Source organism: Moraxella boevrei DSM 14165 (assembly GCF_000379845.1).
Lineage (GTDB): Bacteria > Pseudomonadota > Gammaproteobacteria > Pseudomonadales > Moraxellaceae > Faucicola > Faucicola boevrei.
Genome location: NZ_KB903771.1, coordinates 62,958 through 80,053 on the forward strand (window position 1 = coordinate 62,958; position 17,096 = coordinate 80,053).

The window sequence follows — 17,096 nt, forward strand, 5'->3', positions numbered from 1 at the left end:
ATTTTTCCTTTTTTACACAGTTTATTTTAACAAATTTTGAAAAAATAATTTAAAAATTAATCGGCAGGTTTTGCCAATTCGTTGAGTTGTTTTAGGCGTCTTTGCTGGTCGTCATAGGCTTGTTTTTGTACTCGGTAGAGTTCGTAAACACACATTTCTTCACAGCCGTTGTTGCAACATTCCCAGTCTTCGGGGTATGTGGGTTCTTCTAGTAACGGTTCGCAATTTGTTGGTTGATTAGTCATTAGCTATCACTTAGTTTTTCTGCAATTCGGTTAATTTCTTCAAACGTATATTTAGGCTGATAAATAAACTTGCCATTATCATTCATAGTGCCATATTTCCCATTAACCATGATTAAAATAAAATCTTGCATTTTACCTTTAATCACATTAATACCGCCAAAATATTCAACGGGTACAATCAATTCACCTTTGGCATTATAAACACCTGATTTAACATTTTTTTCGTCATTATTCCAATCGCCCTTTGTCGCAATAAATAAATTATTACTTTGCATTTTTTCTATCAAATCATACTCAAAAGCAATAATAACATGATTGGCTTTATCCAACATGCCATACTTTCCTTTGCGTTCATCCAGGTTACCTTGAGATACACCAATATATTTCGTTGTAACTAGATAATCGGGATTTGCCGAGTATCCGACAGCACTTGGTAAATAGGGGGAATGATAATTTTTCCTTTGGTTGTCGCGTAGCCTATATAATTATTATGTTTAGCATATCTAAAAAACACAGCCATCTTTATCTGCATTTTCTTTGGGAAAAAGTACATCAACTTTGCAATACAACTCATCACTTTTGGTTAAATAGCCAAAGTCTTGGGCATTCGCTTGATGCAAGGTAATCATAGCAAGTAAAGACACAACAAAGCCAAATTTCATAAAAATCCTGTTAGTCTCATTTTGTTAAAATAGATTTTTAAAATCGGTGGGTTATGCTATCGCGCACCCTACCAATCAAGCTCTAATTGCCAACTGCTCAAGCAAATTTTTCACCGCTTCAATCCGCCCTTCTGGGGTAGCAAGTGCCTTTTCATCCATCATTTTTAGCCCTGTTGCCCCATTCATCTTAAACTTACTCGGATTTGACTGAATTAGCCCAATAATCGTCATCGCATCAACTGGCGTATTGGGCGAAAATTCAAAACTGATTGACCGCTCATTACCATCGATTTTGCTAATCTCTAGCGGTTCAGCCATTAATCGTAATTGATGAATGGCGAACAGATTTTTAGTCGGCTCGGGCAGACTGCCAAAACGGTCAAGCATTTCGCTACGGATACTAATCAAACTGTCATAGTCTTCGGCATTGCTAATTTTTTTATAAAATAGCAAGCGTTGATGTACATCACCCAGATAGTCATCAGGAATTAACGCTGATAGATGTAAATTGATATCACTGGTAAGTGAAAGTGGGGTATTTAGGTCAGATTGCTTGCCTGCTTTGATTGCTTTGGTGGCACGGTTTAGCATTTCCATATATAGGTTAAAACCGATTGCTTGCATATTGCCACTTTGTTGTTTACCCAGTAGCTCGCCTGCCCCACGAATTTCCAAATCTTCACTGGCAAGCATAAATCCAGCCCCCAATGTATTAGCTTTACTAATGGCATCAAGGCGTTTTTGGGCATCAGCGGTCAAGCCTTTGATAGATGGCACAAGCAAATAACAATAGGCTTGATGATGACTACGCCCTACTCGCCCACGCAGTTGATGAAGTTGTGCTAAACCAAATTTATCAGCACGGTTGATAATAATGGTGTTGGCATTGGGAATATCAATCCCTGTTTCAATAATGGTGGTACACACAAGTACGTTATATTTTTTATGGTAAAAAGATTGCATGACCTGTTCTAGTTCTCGTTCTTTCATTTGTCCGTGAGCTACTGCAACTCGGGCTTCTGTCACCAATTCTCGCACGGTTTCTGCCATACGTTCAATACTTGCCACATCATTATGCAACAAAAACACTTGCCCGCCACGCAACAATTCTCGTAACATGGCTTCTTTTAACAAGTTATCCGATTTTTGCATGACAAAGGTTTTAATCGCCAAGCGTCTAGCAGGTGGGGTTGCGATGATTGACATATTTCGCATACCTGACAACGCCATATTGAGCGTGCGTGGAATGGGCGTTGCGGTCATGGAAAGTACGTCCACGTCCGATTGCATGGCTTTTATCCGCTCTTTATCACGCACACCAAAACGGTGTTCTTCATCAATAATCATCAAGCCCAATTTTTTAAACCTAATATCATTTTGTAACAATCGGTGCGTACCGATAATAATGTCAATTTTGCCGTCCGCCAAATCCGCAATGATTTTATCATGTTGTTTTTTGGTGCCAAAACGAGACAAACTTTCAATGCGAATCGCCCAATCTGCAAATCTGTCCATAAAATTGTCTTCATGTTGCCCTGCCAACAGCGTGGTTGGCACTAGTACCGCCACTTGATAACCTGACTGCACCGCAATAAATGCCGACCGCATGGCAACTTCCGTTTTACCAAAACCCACATCACCACAAATCAGCCTATCCATTGGCTTATTTTGTTTCATGTCATGAATAACCGCTTCAATCGCATTGGCTTGGTCTGGGGTTTCTTCAAAGGCAAATTGACTGGCGAACAAATCATATTGAATTTGGTCAAAGGCAAAATTTATCCCCACTTTTGCATCACGGCGAGCCTGCACATTTAACAATTCCGCCGCCACATCATGAATTTGGCTTAAGGCTTTTCGTTTGGCTTTATCCCATTTTCCGCTACCAATACTATGAAGTGGTGCAGTCGCCACATCGCCCCCAGCGTAACGGCTAATCAGTTGCAAATTTGCCACAGGCACATAAATACTGGCATCATCAGCATAGGTCAGGTGAATAAATTCCTGCATTTGTTTGTCAATATCAAGGGTAATCAAACCCTGATAACGCCCCACGCCAAAATCAATATGCACCACAGGGTCGCCAACATTCATCTCGCTGACAGATTTTACCAAAAATTCGTCCGAAACATCACTTTGTCTGCGTCTGCGAGTTTGCAACACTTGCCTACCAAAAATTTGTGTTTCTGAAATAATCACAAATTTATCGCTAAGCCATGCGCCACGCTCAATCGGAGCAATGGTTAAAGCGATTTTTTGTTCCGATAAATGGTGTAAAAATTCGCCCAAGTTCGCCACGATTTTGACAGTTAATTTATTTTTTAACAAATCGGTCAAAATCTCTCGCCTGCCTGCCGTCTCTGCCACTAATAATACTGGCAAATCAATTTCTTGAATAAAATTTAACAAATATTGCAACGGTTCGGCTAATTTATGGTCAATATTTAACGTGGGTGGTGTTTGGGTATCAGCATTTATCACACCATTTTTCTCGGCAAAATTTTGTTCACTTATCAAAATTCGTGAATAGTTTGCCAATTTTTCATAAAAAATATGTTCCGCTAAATACAGCATATTCGGGGCTAAAATCGGTTTTTCCACGTTGTATCTGCGGTCGTGGTAGCGTTGATTGACTTGTTGCCAACAATGTTGATAAGCCGTTTCCGCCTGACTATCAATAATAAATAAACTATCTTTGGGTAAATAATTAAAAAAATCGCTACCAGATTGCCATATTTCTTTTTCAAAAAATAACGGTTGATAATATTCAATGCCTGACGGCGATAAGCCATTCATCACATCTTGATAAAATTCAATTTTTCTGGCACTCACCGTGTCAAACGTACTGGCAAAATTGGCTCGGAAAGTTTCTTTGCCTGTTTCTAGCGGAAATTCTTTAGCAGGTAAAATCTGAAAACTGGATATTTTACCCAAAATTGGCGATTGGTTTTTATCAGTTTTTTTAAAAAATTTGTTAAACTCTGCATATAAATGTGGATCATCTAATCGCAATTCTTCTATATCATTTTGGGTCAAACTGCGTTGGGTTTTGGGATTAAAAAAACGAATACTGTCAATCTCGTCATCAAACAATTCAATACGAACAGGAAACGGTTGCCCCACCGCAAACAAATCAATCACGCTACCACGCACGGCAAATTCACTTGGTTCAAACACATTATCCACCGCATGATAGCCTGCTTGTACTAGGCGTTGGCGTTCGGTTTCTATTTCAAATTTATCGCCAACGGATAAATCAAAATGTTGCCCAATTAGCCATTGAATTGGGGCTACTCTGTGAGCTAACGTTTGTACACTGATTAACAAAATCCCTTGTGTTGGCATTTGTGTTAATAGGCGAATACGCTCGGCAATGATATCTTGGTGGGGCGATAGCTCGTCATACACCAAGGTTTCCCAATCAGGAAAAACATGAGCGTCCACGCCACAAAAACGTAATTCGGTCTCTAACTGATTGACACGGTTTTGGTCAGGGGTAACCACGACTTTTAGGCGGTTATGTTGTTCGTTGCTAGGCTCGTTTAAACTGGCAAGCCATAGGGCTTCGCTCATGCCTTGTAAATTGCCAAGCCAACGTTTTTCGGTAGCTTTGATTGGATTGGCAAAGGTTTGTTGATTAATCGTATGAAATAATTGGTTAATTGTGCTTTTCATTGACTTTTTATCTGATAAATAATTTTATCGCTATTATGAGTTATTTTGGTTCATTTTTAAAGATTTTATCACGTTGTTTTTGTAACGTTACACAAATTTTATATCTAAATAATAATTATTTCTATTTGTATCTTGATTATCATTTATTTTTTATAGTAAAATTTAAAAATCTTATCTCTTTATTCATAAATTTTCACTAAAAATTAAATAATACTTATGCTAATTCCAAAAAGTAAACTGTACACCACGGTTAAATTGCTCGGTTTATCAACGATTGGGTTGTCTTATCAAGTTGGCTTTGCCCAAACTAGCGACGTCAATGATACGCCAACGGCAACGCTTGATACGATTGTAATTACTGCAAGCCGTACCGAAAAAGGAATGAAAGAAGCCCCTATTCCGATTAGTGTCATTGGTAAAAAACAGCTCGAAGAGCATCAAGCACGCACGCTAAAACAAGCCTTAGAGTTATTGCCACAAGTGCAACTTCGCCCTTTACATGGCAAGACGGGTTATGAAGTAGTGATGCAAGGCTTTGAAGGCAATCAAGTATTGGTGCTGATTGATGGCTTGCCAATTACGGCAAGTACAGGCTCAACGGTGAATTTAAGTCAATATTTGAATGTGGATGTTGAACAAATTGAAGTGATTCAAGGTGCGTCATCAGCACAATATGGTAGTTCAGCAATGGGCGGTGTGATTAATGTGATTACCAAACGGTTAAAACCGAATGACAACAAACGGATAACAGGGCATCTTTCTACAGATATTGGTACGAATTTTTCGCAGAATCCGTCTGATAAATCATTGGATGATAATTATCGGTTTGTTGGATTCAGTAGCGATATCCAACTTGACACACAGGGTGATTGGATGGCTCGAATTTCAGCATCACAGCTTGATGATAAGGGCTTGAGCGTGGATAATCATGAATGGGACAGACTCAAAGATAGTACCAAACAAACCCAAGTTACCACCAAATTGCAATACAAACCAATCCAACCTAAATATTTGCAAAATGTATGGTTTGAAGTTGGCAATTATCAAGAATCAGATATCAGTCGTTTTAGCGAATTTAAAGCCCCAATAACTTATCCAAATTTACGTGAAGAAGAGATTGATAAACAACGATTTTCCACAGGGTTTAGCCACCAATTTAATGATTTAAACAATCGATTAAAAGGTTCAAAACTGCAAGGCTCAATCTTATCAGAAAAATATGATAGCTCGTCAAATACGTCGGTTTTTGGGGTAAATACGGTACAACGCCATGCTAAAATTGATACCAAATTGACTCAGTTACAGTTGGATTTGCCAAGTATTCAATGGGAAAACCACGCACATTTGGTGCAGTTAGGTATCAATTATCAACACGATAGTTTGCTCCAAACTAATAATGGTAACAGCGAACTTAGCAACAATGATGTAACACGAGATGTACAGGAATTTTATGTACAAGACGATTGGTTAATCGGTGAAAATTGGGAAATTTTAGCAGGTGCAAGATATCAACATGACAGCGATTTTGGTGAACATCTCGCCCCAAAAGTTTCGGTGAAATATAACCAGCTTGGTAAAACAGGCATTCGCCATATTTGGAGAGCGAGCGTTGGTGAGGGTTATCGTGTACCAAATTTAAAAGAGCGTTATTATCTGTTTGACCATAGTAATTTAGGCTATAAAGTACGTGGCAATCCTGAACTTGTGCCTGAAACATCCACAAGTTATCAGCTTGGGTATCAAAGCGATTTAAAGCCAAATTTATCACTGGCTATTAATTTTTTTTATAATGATATTGAAAATTTAATTCAAACCGATGCCACAAGACCAATTGATTATGAAAATAATGGGGCAATTGCTATTTATCAATATGAAAATGTGTCTAATGCCAAAACCTATGGCGGTGATGTAGCGATTCATTGGCAACCACGTAATAACATGGATTTACAGCTGAATTATGGCTATGTACATACGCTCAATGAGCACACCAATACACCATTGACTAAACGCCCAAAACATAAAGTTGGCTTAATTGCAAATTATGATATTTCACCGACATTAACGTGGATTAATCAGCTTAATTATGAAGACAAACATTTGCTAGATACGAATAGCAACAGCTATTCACCTGCATGGTGGACTTGGCATACACGATTAAATTATAAAGTAAATCAAAAACTTAGGTTCTATACCACCATTAATAATGTGTTAGATAAACAGCGAGATGTAACAAATAAAGATGACCAAAGTAACCTTGATAATCGTCAATGGTTAATCGGTGCAACTTATCAATTTTAGATTTTTAACAACAGGAGAAATCATCATGAAACATCAATTAACGCTACTATCAATAGCTTTATTCAGTATCACTTTAACGGCTTGTGGCGGTTCAAGTAACAATACAACCAATACCAATAACACCGCCAATCCTGACTCAGGCAAAACTTTTAGCGATTCGGCAACTTGGACAGTCAACAGTAATGTCAGCTCTTTGAATATAACCATGCCAAAAGTGTATTGTTATGACTTTAACAGTAAGGCAGAAGTCAGCTGTGATACTACAACTTGGGATTTAAAATTTGATACCACAGGGCGTACGCCAAGTCTATGGTCAAATAGCGGTATTAGTGGCAAAGGTCAAGGCGGTGCATTAGGCTTGTTCAAATGGTCAGAATTAAAAACTTATGCTACTGCTACCGTTGACCCTGTAAGCAAACAAAATATTGCTAATCGTTATTTGACCGATACAGCAAGTGGTATCTTTGGCACACAAGCTTGGTATGAGTACAACGCAACAAATCACCAGTTACAACCAAATAACCGTGTGTATTTAATTACCACTGATAGCACAAACCCAACGACTACCAGTTCGGTACAAATGCCAATTTTTGCGGTACAAATTATCAATTATTATAATACAGCAGGGGCTTCAGGGCATCCAACCTTACGTTGGATTGATACTGCTACGCCAAATGATGTAAAAATCAAAACATTTGATGCATCAGCAACCACACAATACATTAACCTAAAAACAGGTGAAATCACAACCAAAGACGGTGATTGGCATATCGCATTAAATCGTTTTAATGTACAATTAAACGGCGGTGTTAGCGGTAGCAAAAAAGTAGCAGGCTTTTTAGCAAAAACACCAACAGGCTACTATGATGACAATGGCAAAGCGATTGCGGATAAATTTAACAAAAACAATATCGATGAAAGCCTAGCTGACCTAAAAGATATAGCTAACTATAAACTACCAACATCCACCCGTCAATGGGTGTCTGATAGCCAAAGTTCGGTGTTAAATCCTACCTATACAGGCAGTTATCCAAACCTACTGGATTTTGGTTGGTACACTTATAACCCAACCAATCATAAAATTGCGGTAAAAACAGAGGAAACAACCCAAGGTGCGTTATTACGCTCAGGCGAAGGGAACAGCTATGCTCGTATGCATCTGACAGATATTCAATACCAATCTAATGAAGCATTGCCAAATATTTGGAAGTTTGAATTTGACATTCAACCAAAATAACCTGTATTATCAATTTAATATTCAAAAATAGCCTATCTTTATAGGCTATTTGTTTACAGCATACAGCTTCTTAACTTAATTTTTGACACATATCCAACATCCGATTGGCATAACCCCATTCGTTATCATACCAAGCAAAAACTTTAAATTGTTGATGGTCACCGTTACCGACCGACATAGTTTGCAAACTGTCAATAATCAGCGAATACGGCTCATGCACAAAATCACTAGACACTAACGGCTCATCGCTATAACCCATAATGCCAAAAAATGCCTGCTCGCTCGCTTGTTTTAACACTTGATTAATGCCATTGATATCAGTGGGTTTGTCAAACACCAATGTTACATCGATACTTGCCACGTCAAGGGTCGGTACTCGTATCGAATGTCCGTTAATTTTACCCTGCATACTTGGCAATACCCGCTCTACCGCCCCAATGCTACTCGATGTGGTTGGAATAATATTAAAACCAGACGCCCTAGCACGGCGTAAATCTCGATGCACTTGGTCAAGCACATTTTGGTCGGCAGTTACCGCATGGATTTCCGTCAGCATCGCCGTTTTGACCCCAAACGCCCTATCCAGTACCGCAAGCAATGGCACTAAGGCTTGTGTGGTACACGACACCCCAGAAATAATCGCTTTATCACAGCTTAATTGTTGCTCATTGACCCCAATCACGATGCTAGCATCGACTTTGTCAAACGGTGCAGAGCCGATAATCACCTGTTTTGCCCCTGCGTGAATGTGCTGATGCGCATCGTCATAACGGCGAAAATGCCCCGTGCTTTCTAGCACGATATCCACGCCAAGCCCTTGCCAATCAAGGTTTTTTGGGTCGGCTTGTTGCAACACATCAATCGTATATGAGTGTCCATTTACATGAATGTGAAATTGTTGATTTTTTAGGCAAATAGCCACGTCAAATCGGCTGTTTAAGCGACCATGCGTACTGTCATATTTTAACAAATGCAACAAAACTTCGGCATCTGCCACATCATTAATTGCCACAATGCAAAAATTTTGCGGACGATTGGTTGCCAAACGTTGTAAATACGCACGCAACACATTTCGCCCAATCCGCCCAAAACCATTGATTGCCAAAGTTCGCATCAATCATTACTCAATATTATTTTTAAATACTTAATGTTTAAACAGAAAAATCCCACACAATTAAGTTAAAAACTTGCGTGGGATTTTAACAAGCTGACAAGCATAAGAATTATTTATTTAATTCTGCTAATACTTGCTCGCTAACTTTCGCAATGTCTTGCGTACCGTCAAAACTGGCATAGCGTGGGGCATTTTCGCCTGATTTTGCCAAATCTTGATAAAAACCCACCAAGGTCGCAGTCAGTTTATGATAAGTCACCAAACGCTCACGAATGGTCGCTTCTTTATCATCATCACGTTGGATAAGTGGCTCGCCTGTTTCATCATCCACATCGGCAACTTTTGGTGGATTATAAATAGTATGATAAGTACGTCCAGATGCTGGATGCACACGGCGACCCGACAAACGTTGAATAATCTGCTCGTCAGGCACAGCAATTTCAATCACATTATCAATATTCACGCCTGCATCGGCAAGGGCTTGAGCCTGTGGAATAGTGCGTGGAAAACCGTCAAAAATACAGCCATTGGCACAATCTGGCTGAGCAATACGCTCTTTTACCAAATTAATAATCAATTCATCCGACACCAAACCACCTGCATCCATGACACTCTTGGCTTGTTTACCAAGCTCTGTGCCTTCTTTAATCGCCGAGCGAAGCATATCACCTGTGGAAATTTGTGGAATATTAAAGGTCTTGGTAATCACTTGAGCTTGTGTACCTTTGCCCGCCCCAGGTGGTCCTAACAAAATAATGCGTTTCATGCAAAACTCCAATTAACAGTTAAAATAAAAAACCAAACAACAAACAATCTGACAACAATACGCCTAATCGCTAAAAATGGCAAGTGTTTTTTGTGAAATTATGGTTTAAATTTACCAATTTAAAAATTTTTACAAAATTATCCCAATTTCTCCGTTCACACCGAGCCTGTGGAGACCTGACAAAGCCGTTATGTTTTGACAAGCTCAAGCCGAAACCTTTGATAATTTAGCCTTTCTCAGTGTAACGCTTAAACACCACTTTATCAATAAAATCAACCGCTTGCAAAAAACGCTGATGATAATCAGGATTATCAATATAAAACGGCGAAATCTGATGCCGAGTAAAAATGCTTTTTAACCGATGTTCAAAACTTTGACGCTCATTATCACTGCCAAGCGACCGCATACCGTCCGCCACCCATGCCACATTACTCGCTAACATCAGCGTATAATCCAAGCGAAATTCATCAATACACGCCGTCAAAAATGGGTGCGTTTTGCCTTCATATACTTCACAAAACGCCTGCGTGGTAACAAAATCGGTATCCACCAAGGTTAACGGTGCGGTAGCAAGCTGTTTGGCGTGGCGAATGGCTTGTTCATGGTCGCTTGCCATCAGCGGATAATCGCTGTATTGCATGCCAAGCTCCGTCCCACCCAAATCCGTTTCCACAAAAATCCGCCCCATTTCTAGCGAAAAACTCGCCCCATAATAATTGGCTAATTTATGCAATAACGTGGTTTTTCCCGAACTTTCACCACCGACAATCGCAATGGTTTTGGTATAGTCAGGGCGAGCTTGCGGATGGATAACATCCCAATACAACGCAGGATTGGCATGGATTTTGGTGCTGTCAAACCCAAATTGATAGGGTGTCGTCATCACAGGTAACGCCAAATCCAACTTAGCAAATGGGTGAGCTTCATCCACAAATAAAATCGGCGGTTCATCATCGGCTAACCCTTGGCGAAGTTGTGGGAAATCTTGCAAAATCTGCCCCAATACTGCATTCACTTCCGCTACATCTAAATCATCATGGTTTTTATCAAAGACATCATCAAAAGTTGGTTTTACCAAATTTGGCAACAGTGCCACTTTCACAAACGGCAAATCGGCAAACGCCATACTTAACCAACGAGCCTTATCTTTTAACGCAATGTTAAAATCAGGGTTGGGCTGTGGGTGCGGTGTTACCAACAAAAATAACTGATCAACCTGCCCACAAGCGTGCAACACACTACGAACTTGACCCAAATGCAACGGCTCAAAATGCCCAATCATGACACCGATTTTTTTCATACACAACCTTTTAGTCAAAATATTTATTTGTTAAATTAACGCCATTGTACCGCAAAATGCTGTGAAAAAAAACCATGCAAAAAACAATCAAATTGCTTAAGTAACTGGTTAATTAATTGTGTAACTTTTGCTAAAACTTTGTTACCAAAGCAACACAAGAAACAACCCAATTTTGCAAAAATTTTTGTATAATAAATTCATAGCAAATCAAATGCTTATCAAAAAATTTGTTATTTTACTTTCTAAATTTTTGACAAAAGGAAAACTCCTAACATGGCAAAACTTACCAAATTACACCGCTCCATCAATCACCGTATGATTGCAGGCGTGATGGGTGGTATTTCTGAATATTTGGGCTGGCGTCCGAATATGGTGCGACTGCTGTTTGTCATCGTATCGTGTGCCAGCGCTGCTGTACCGGGGATTTTGATTTATTTGGTGCTGTGGATGGTGATGCCAAATGCAACGCCTAGCTCATACGCTTAAATTATTAACAAATACTTAATTTAAAAAATAACGACAATACAGAATTCAACCCAGTTTCCTCCTGCCCTGATATAATATCAGGGTATTTTTTTTGTATGTTTTTAAGTATAATAAAAATGCTCAGAAATCAATTTGATTAAAAATAAAAAGGATGGCCAAATGAATATCACCGATACCAAAACTTATATGCAAAATCTTGGCAAATCGGCTCGCCTTGCTAGCTCTGCTCTAGCATCCGCCACTACTAAAGACAAAAACAACGCTCTACTTGCGATTTTTGACAGTTTAAAATCCGCCAAAGATAAGATTTTATCCGCCAATGCCACCGATATGCAAAATGGACGTGAAAAAGGCTTAGATAGTGCATTACTTGACCGCTTGGAACTCACCGATAGCCGATTTGATGCCATGTTGCAAGGGCTAAAAGATGTGGCAAATCTGCCTGACCCTATCGGCGAGATTACGGATATGACTTACCGCCCCAGTGGCATTCAGCTTGGTAAAATGCGAGTACCGCTTGGCGTAGTCGGTATGATCTACGAAAGTCGCCCAAATATTACAATTGAAGCGGCGAGCCTTGCCCTAAAATCAGGCAATGCCATTATCTTGCGTGGTGGTTCGGAAGCGTTTTATTCCAATCAAGCCCTTGCCAAATGCGTGCAGGAGGGTCTGATTAAAGCAGACTTACCCTCTGAGTGCGTACAAGTCATTGCCACTACCGAGCGTGAAGCAGTGGGCGAACTCATTACCATGACCGACTTTGTGGACGTGATTATCCCACGTGGCGGTAAGGGGCTGATTGAACGCATTAGCCGAGATGCTCGCATTCCTGTGATTAAACATTTGGATGGTAATTGTCATACCTTTGTAGCAAGCTCTGCTGATTTTGAGATGGCAATCAACATTTGTGTCAATGCCAAAACCAGTCGTTATGGTACGTGTAACACGATGGAAACGCTACTCATTGACCAAAAAATCGCCGATGACTTTTTACCAAAAGTTAGTGAAGCCATGGTTAAAGCTGACAACGCCATGCAACTGCGTGTGTGTGAAAACAGTTTTGCTATTTTAACACCCTTGGTATATTTGCAAAATCATGTTACTAAAGCAAATGAAGAAGACTGGCACACCGAATACTTAGCACCGATTTTGGCGGTAAAAATCGTGAGAGATATTGATGAAGCGATTGCCCATATTAATCATTATGGCAGTCATCACACTGACGTGATTTTGACCAATGACTATAAACAATCGCTAAAATTCATGCGAGAAGTGGACTCAAGTTCGGTTATGGTGAATGCTTCTAGCCGATTTGCCGATGGTTTTGAATACGGACTTGGGGCGGAAATCGGTATTTCCACCGACAAAATCCATGCTCGTGGACCTGTTGGTTTACATGGCTTAACATCACAAAAGTGGGTGGTGTTTGGGCATGGAGAAATTCGTAAATAACTGCATTATACTGTCATTTTCACCTGTTATTTAATAATCAAGACGTTGGTAACAAATTTTTAATCGCAGTTACCAACGCATCAATTTGTTCTTTGGAGGTGTCAAATGACGTCATCAGACGCACCTCGCCTGCTTTGATATCGGTATCATAAAACTCAAACTGGGTGTGTAATTGGCTTACTACATCGGGTGAAAAGCGGGCAAATACTGCATTAGCATGAACAGGGTACAAAACTTCAACGCCATCTAAGTTTTTGATTTCATGATATAAATAATTTGCCATATCGTTGCTATTTTTTGCCAGTTCTCGCCACAAATCATCTTCAAACCACGCCAAAAACTGTGATGCGACAAAACGCAACTTTGAGCCCAGCTGCATATTACTTTTTCGCAAACGTCGCATTTGCTCGTCAAGGCTCGGATTTAGCACAATCAAGCCTTCACCAATCATCAAGCCATTCTTTGTACCGCCGATTGACAGCATATCAATGCCCAAATTTGCCAAATCCGACCAATCAGCATCCAACGCTACCAAGGCATTGGACAATCTTGCCCCATCCAAATATAAATACAAGCCAAATTCTCGGCAAACATTGGCAATTTCACGGATTTCATCTAGGGTATAACACATGCCAAGCTCGGTGGTTTGGCTGATATACACCACGCTAGCTTTTGCCGTGTGTTCGCTTTGATTGCGATGATAACAAAAATCATGCAACCCACTTGCCGACAGCTTACCGTCAGGCGTGTCCACCGCCAACAGCTTCATGCCACCGATATATTCAGGGGCAACGCTTTCATCATTGTTAATATGGGCTTCTTTGGCACAAATCACCGCCCCACAGCGTGGCAACAGCGACTGCAAGCCCAACACATTCGCCCCAGTGCCATTAAACACCAAATAACAACTCGCCTGCTCGCCAAATTTTGATTTAATCAAATGCTTTAACGCCACGCTATAGGTATCATGCCCATATGCTTTATCGTGCCCACCATTCGCCCGTGCAATCGCTTGTAAAATCGTAGGATGCACACCCGAATAGTTATCCGATGCAAAGGTAAAATGTTCAGGGTTATGTAAAATTTTCATTAATTAACCTTAATTTAAACTATCATAAAAATAAAAAATGATTGCAAAAATTATAATACCTTATCACCAAGCAAATCATTTAATTGTTTATCCAAAATTTGGTAAACTTTATCATTTAACACGGCATTTACAGGCAATACCCAAATTCTGTTTGCCAATTTACAGATTTCTTGATTTTGCGATCGTATATCTTGTAATAATAATCGTACTTTTACCGCATCTTTTTCAGTCAGAATAATGGGTAAATCTGGCAAATTGTCAAAATCGCTTAGACTAAAATCGTGATGGTCTGGCAATGGTTTTTTTAGCAAATCAAAGCCCAATTTTTCTAAACTATTAAAAAACCGCTGTGGATAGCCAATACCTGTCATTGCAATAACCTGTTGCGGTGCTAATGTTTGTTGTTTGTCAAATAGTCCTTGTAAAGGCTGTTCGGCTAGTTGCATGGTACAGACATTAATAAAATTTTGTTTGGTATTGTCATTCACATGATAAATCACGCTGGTATTTGGCTCATGTAAACGGCTTATCGGCTCACGCAAAAAACCAACTGGTAACCGTTGCCGATTGCCAAAACCACGCACGCTGTCCACCACAATCCAGTTTTTATCACGGTCTAGGGCGTGATGTTGCAAACCGTCATCTGCCAAAATAATCTGCAAATCTGGATAATGTTGCAACAATAAATCTATCGCCTGCCCACGATTTGGGCAAACACTCATCGCTACGCCTGTTGTTTGCACAATCAAACATGGCTCATCGCCGACTTGTTTTGGCGTGTCAAATAAGGTTACCAGACGTGGCATAAGCGAACTATCACCGCCATAACCACGGCTGATAACGCCAACCCTGATGTTTTTTTGTTGCAAGTATTGGACAAAATTAATTATCAATGGCGTTTTGCCACTTCCGCCCACCGTGATATTGCCAATCACTATCACAGGTACAGACGGATAGTAGACTTTTTTTAAACCGTGTTGATACAACTTTTTATTTAACCAACTTAACATAGCATAAAGCCATGCTAAAGGTAGCAAAAACCACAGCCACAGGGCTTGTTTTTGCCACGCTTTTAAAAAGATTGCTTGCATTTTTTGCCTTATTTTTGGGCTTGATAAGCAAAGTTTGCTTCAACAAAGCGGTTTTCCACGTCATTGCCATTTTTGGTTTGCATGGAGACGACATAGATTGCCAATGTTGCCAAAATAAAACCCGGAATGATTTCGTATAAGCTACTGCCTGTTAAAGGCTTCCACGCCACAACCGTCAAAGCACCGATAATCATACCTGCTAAAGCCCCTTGTGCGGTCATTTTTCGCCAAAATAATGACAAAATCACCACAGGCCCAAATGATGCACCAAAGCCTGCCCAAGCATTTGACACCAAGCCTAATACTTTACTTTCAGGATTATAAGCGATGACAATGGCAATCAAGGCAATCAACAGCACCATTAAACGCCCAATCCACACCAACTCTTTTTGGCTGGCGTTTGGGCGGATAAAGCCTTTGTAAAAATCTTCGGTAATCGCACTAGAGCAAACCAATAATTGACAACTTAAGGTACTCATCACTGCCGCCAAAATCGCTGATAATACAATGCCCACAATCCAAGGGTTAAACAAAATTTGCGACAAAGTAATAAAAATACGTTCACTATTTACCGTACCTGTGGCATCTTGCATTTGAGCGGTTAATTCAGGGTTCGTGGTAAAATATGCCAAGCCAAAATAGCCGACCGCAACCGCACCACCTAGACATAAAATCATCCACGTCATGCCAATTCTGCGTGCGTTATCAAGCGATTTCACATTTTCAGCCGCCATAAAACGTGCCAAAATATGCGGTTGTCCAAAATAACCCAAGCCCCACGCTGCCGCCGAGATAATGCCGATAAAACTTGTGCCAAATAAAAAACTGTCATATTCCACATTATTTGCCGAGCTTGCCAATGCTAGTGCTGATTGGATTTCGCCCATGCCACCAAGATTGAGATACACCATCACAGGGGCAAGAATTAACGCAAAAATCATCAAACTTGCCTGAATGGTATCCGTCCAACTCACCGCCAAAAAACCACCAACAAAGGTGTAGATAATGGTCGCACCCGCACCAAGCCAGAGAGCCGTCTCATAACTCATGCCTGTAAACAAACTTTCAAACAGCCTTGCACCTGCCACCACACCTGCTGCACAGTAAATGGTAAAGAAAAACAAAATAATCCCTGCGGTAGCGATTTTCATCACCTTTTGTGTACCACCAAAACGATGATAAAAATACTCTGGTAACGTCAAAGCATTGTTATTAAACTCGGTAAAAATACGCAACCGCCCTGCAACTAATAGCCAGTTTAAATACGCCCCAGTCACCAGACCAACGGCAATCCACGCTTCACTCAAACCGCTTAAATAAATCGCACTGGGCAAGCCCATCAACAGCCAGCCTGACATATCGGACGCACCTGCAGACATCGCCGTTACAAAACTGCCTAAACTACGCCCACCCAAAATATAATCATCAAAACTGCGAGTGGCAAAATACGCCACAAAACCAATGCCAAGTACCATAATCAAGTACAAAGCAAAGGTAATATATACTGGATTACTAAACATATATTTATCCTTAAACCTATCCTTCACCAAACAATCACGCCCATTGATAAAACTAATCAACAACCTATCAATATTTTTTTAAATCACTGATATTTAAGATTTTAATTTTATACTTTTGTTTGCCAATCGTCCGCCCAAAATAAAATTGCTAGATTTATTT

Annotated in this window: 14 protein-coding genes; 4 read left to right on the plus strand and 10 right to left on the minus strand. The window is 40.0% G+C overall.

What is annotated here, in order from left to right:
- Positions 1-56: 56 nt before the first annotated feature.
- From A3G3_RS0101485 to mfd, 4 genes are all read right to left on the minus strand, one after another.
- Positions 57-245 (minus strand): oxidoreductase-like domain-containing protein, encoded by a 189-nt coding sequence (locus tag A3G3_RS0101485; protein ID WP_019518773.1) that lies wholly within the window; start codon positions 243-245, stop codon positions 57-59.
- Positions 245-577, minus strand: a complete 333-nt coding sequence (locus tag A3G3_RS0101490; RefSeq protein ID WP_019518774.1) for a WG repeat-containing protein — start codon at positions 575-577, stop codon at positions 245-247. Before A3G3_RS0101490 ends, A3G3_RS0101485 begins: the two co-directional genes overlap by 1 nt.
- A 171-nt stretch (positions 578-748) precedes the next feature.
- On the minus strand, positions 749-907 hold the full coding sequence (locus A3G3_RS14430; RefSeq protein ID WP_019518775.1) for a hypothetical protein: 159 nt from the start codon (positions 905-907) through the stop codon (positions 749-751).
- 75 nt (positions 908-982) lie between these two features.
- A complete protein-coding gene (mfd, locus tag A3G3_RS0101500) occupies positions 983-4,582 on the minus strand; it encodes a transcription-repair coupling factor (protein WP_019518776.1) in 3,600 nt (1,199 codons plus the stop codon).
- Between the two features lie 216 nt (positions 4,583-4,798).
- Here mfd and A3G3_RS0101505 point away from each other — a divergent pair, with 216 nt between their 5' ends.
- Positions 4,799-6,880 carry a TonB-dependent receptor plug domain-containing protein gene (locus tag A3G3_RS0101505; RefSeq protein ID WP_019518777.1) on the plus strand — a complete coding sequence of 694 codons (2,082 nt, stop codon included), beginning with the start codon at positions 4,799-4,801 and terminating at the stop codon, positions 6,878-6,880.
- A gap of 25 nt (positions 6,881-6,905) precedes the next feature.
- Complete coding sequence (locus tag A3G3_RS0101510) at positions 6,906-8,117, plus strand: HmuY family protein (RefSeq protein WP_019518778.1); 1,212 nt, start codon at positions 6,906-6,908, stop codon at positions 8,115-8,117.
- A gap of 70 nt (positions 8,118-8,187) precedes the next feature.
- Here the strand turns inward: A3G3_RS0101510 and A3G3_RS0101515 are convergent, their stop codons facing one another.
- From A3G3_RS0101515 to nadR, 3 genes are all read right to left on the minus strand, one after another.
- Positions 8,188-9,231 carry a type I glyceraldehyde-3-phosphate dehydrogenase gene (locus A3G3_RS0101515; RefSeq protein ID WP_019518779.1) on the minus strand — a complete coding sequence of 348 codons (1,044 nt, stop codon included), beginning with the start codon at positions 9,229-9,231 and terminating at the stop codon, positions 8,188-8,190.
- A 109-nt stretch (positions 9,232-9,340) separates the two neighbouring features.
- A complete protein-coding gene (gene adk, locus A3G3_RS0101520) occupies positions 9,341-9,997 on the minus strand; it encodes an adenylate kinase (RefSeq protein WP_019518780.1) in 657 nt (218 codons plus the stop codon).
- 226 nt (positions 9,998-10,223) lie between these two features.
- Positions 10,224-11,315 carry a multifunctional transcriptional regulator/nicotinamide-nucleotide adenylyltransferase/ribosylnicotinamide kinase NadR gene (nadR, locus tag A3G3_RS0101525; protein ID WP_323806851.1) on the minus strand — a complete coding sequence of 364 codons (1,092 nt, stop codon included), beginning with the start codon at positions 11,313-11,315 and terminating at the stop codon, positions 10,224-10,226.
- A gap of 255 nt (positions 11,316-11,570) precedes the next feature.
- Between nadR and A3G3_RS0101530 the strand changes: the two genes are divergently transcribed.
- Both A3G3_RS0101530 and A3G3_RS0101535 read left to right on the plus strand, forming a co-directional pair.
- On the plus strand, positions 11,571-11,783 hold the full coding sequence (locus A3G3_RS0101530) for a PspC domain-containing protein (protein WP_019518782.1): 213 nt from the start codon (positions 11,571-11,573) through the stop codon (positions 11,781-11,783).
- 159 nt (positions 11,784-11,942) lie between these two features.
- Entirely contained in the window at positions 11,943-13,235 is a 1,293-nt protein-coding gene (locus tag A3G3_RS0101535) for a glutamate-5-semialdehyde dehydrogenase (protein ID WP_019518783.1), read from the plus strand.
- Between the two features lie 37 nt (positions 13,236-13,272).
- Here A3G3_RS0101535 and A3G3_RS0101540 read toward each other — a convergent pair whose 3' ends face one another.
- From A3G3_RS0101540 to putP, 3 genes are read right to left on the minus strand one after another with little or no spacing between them, the layout of a single operon-like run.
- Positions 13,273-14,325 (minus strand): threonine aldolase family protein, encoded by a 1,053-nt coding sequence (locus tag A3G3_RS0101540; RefSeq protein ID WP_019518784.1) that lies wholly within the window; start codon positions 14,323-14,325, stop codon positions 13,273-13,275.
- 50 nt (positions 14,326-14,375) lie between these two features.
- The gene (gene lpxK / locus A3G3_RS0101545; RefSeq protein ID WP_019518785.1) at positions 14,376-15,416 is read right to left on the minus strand and encodes a tetraacyldisaccharide 4'-kinase; all 1,041 of its coding nucleotides are present in this window, start codon (positions 15,414-15,416) and stop codon (positions 14,376-14,378) included.
- A gap of 8 nt (positions 15,417-15,424) precedes the next feature.
- Complete coding sequence (gene putP / locus A3G3_RS0101550; protein WP_019518786.1) at positions 15,425-16,936, minus strand: sodium/proline symporter PutP; 1,512 nt, start codon at positions 16,934-16,936, stop codon at positions 15,425-15,427.
- Between the last annotated feature and the right edge of the window lie 160 nt (positions 16,937-17,096).

Excerpts from the sequence above, each read along its gene's own strand:
- mfd (WP_019518776.1), bottom strand. The coding sequence starts at position 4,582 with ATGAAAAGCACAATTAACCAATTATTTCATACGATTAATCAACAAACC.
- A3G3_RS0101505 (WP_019518777.1), top strand. The coding sequence starts at position 4,799 with ATGCTAATTCCAAAAAGTAAACTGTACACCACGGTTAAATTGCTCGGT.
- putP (WP_019518786.1), bottom strand. The coding sequence starts at position 16,936 with ATGTTTAGTAATCCAGTATATATTACCTTTGCTTTGTACTTGATTATG.
- A3G3_RS0101540 (WP_019518784.1), bottom strand. The coding sequence starts at position 14,325 with ATGAAAATTTTACATAACCCTGAACATTTTACCTTTGCATCGGATAAC.
- adk (WP_019518780.1), bottom strand. The coding sequence starts at position 9,997 with ATGAAACGCATTATTTTGTTAGGACCACCTGGGGCGGGCAAAGGTACA.
- A3G3_RS14430 (WP_019518775.1), bottom strand. The coding sequence starts at position 907 with ATGAAATTTGGCTTTGTTGTGTCTTTACTTGCTATGATTACCTTGCAT.
- A3G3_RS0101530 (WP_019518782.1), top strand. The coding sequence starts at position 11,571 with ATGGCAAAACTTACCAAATTACACCGCTCCATCAATCACCGTATGATT.
- A3G3_RS0101490 (WP_019518774.1), bottom strand. The coding sequence starts at position 577 with ATGTTGGATAAAGCCAATCATGTTATTATTGCTTTTGAGTATGATTTG.
- A3G3_RS0101485 (WP_019518773.1), bottom strand. The coding sequence starts at position 245 with ATGACTAATCAACCAACAAATTGCGAACCGTTACTAGAAGAACCCACA.
- lpxK (WP_019518785.1), bottom strand. The coding sequence starts at position 15,416 with ATGCAAGCAATCTTTTTAAAAGCGTGGCAAAAACAAGCCCTGTGGCTG.
- A3G3_RS0101535 (WP_019518783.1), top strand. The coding sequence starts at position 11,943 with ATGAATATCACCGATACCAAAACTTATATGCAAAATCTTGGCAAATCG.
- A3G3_RS0101510 (WP_019518778.1), top strand. The coding sequence starts at position 6,906 with ATGAAACATCAATTAACGCTACTATCAATAGCTTTATTCAGTATCACT.
- A3G3_RS0101515 (WP_019518779.1), bottom strand. The coding sequence starts at position 9,231 with ATGCGAACTTTGGCAATCAATGGTTTTGGGCGGATTGGGCGAAATGTG.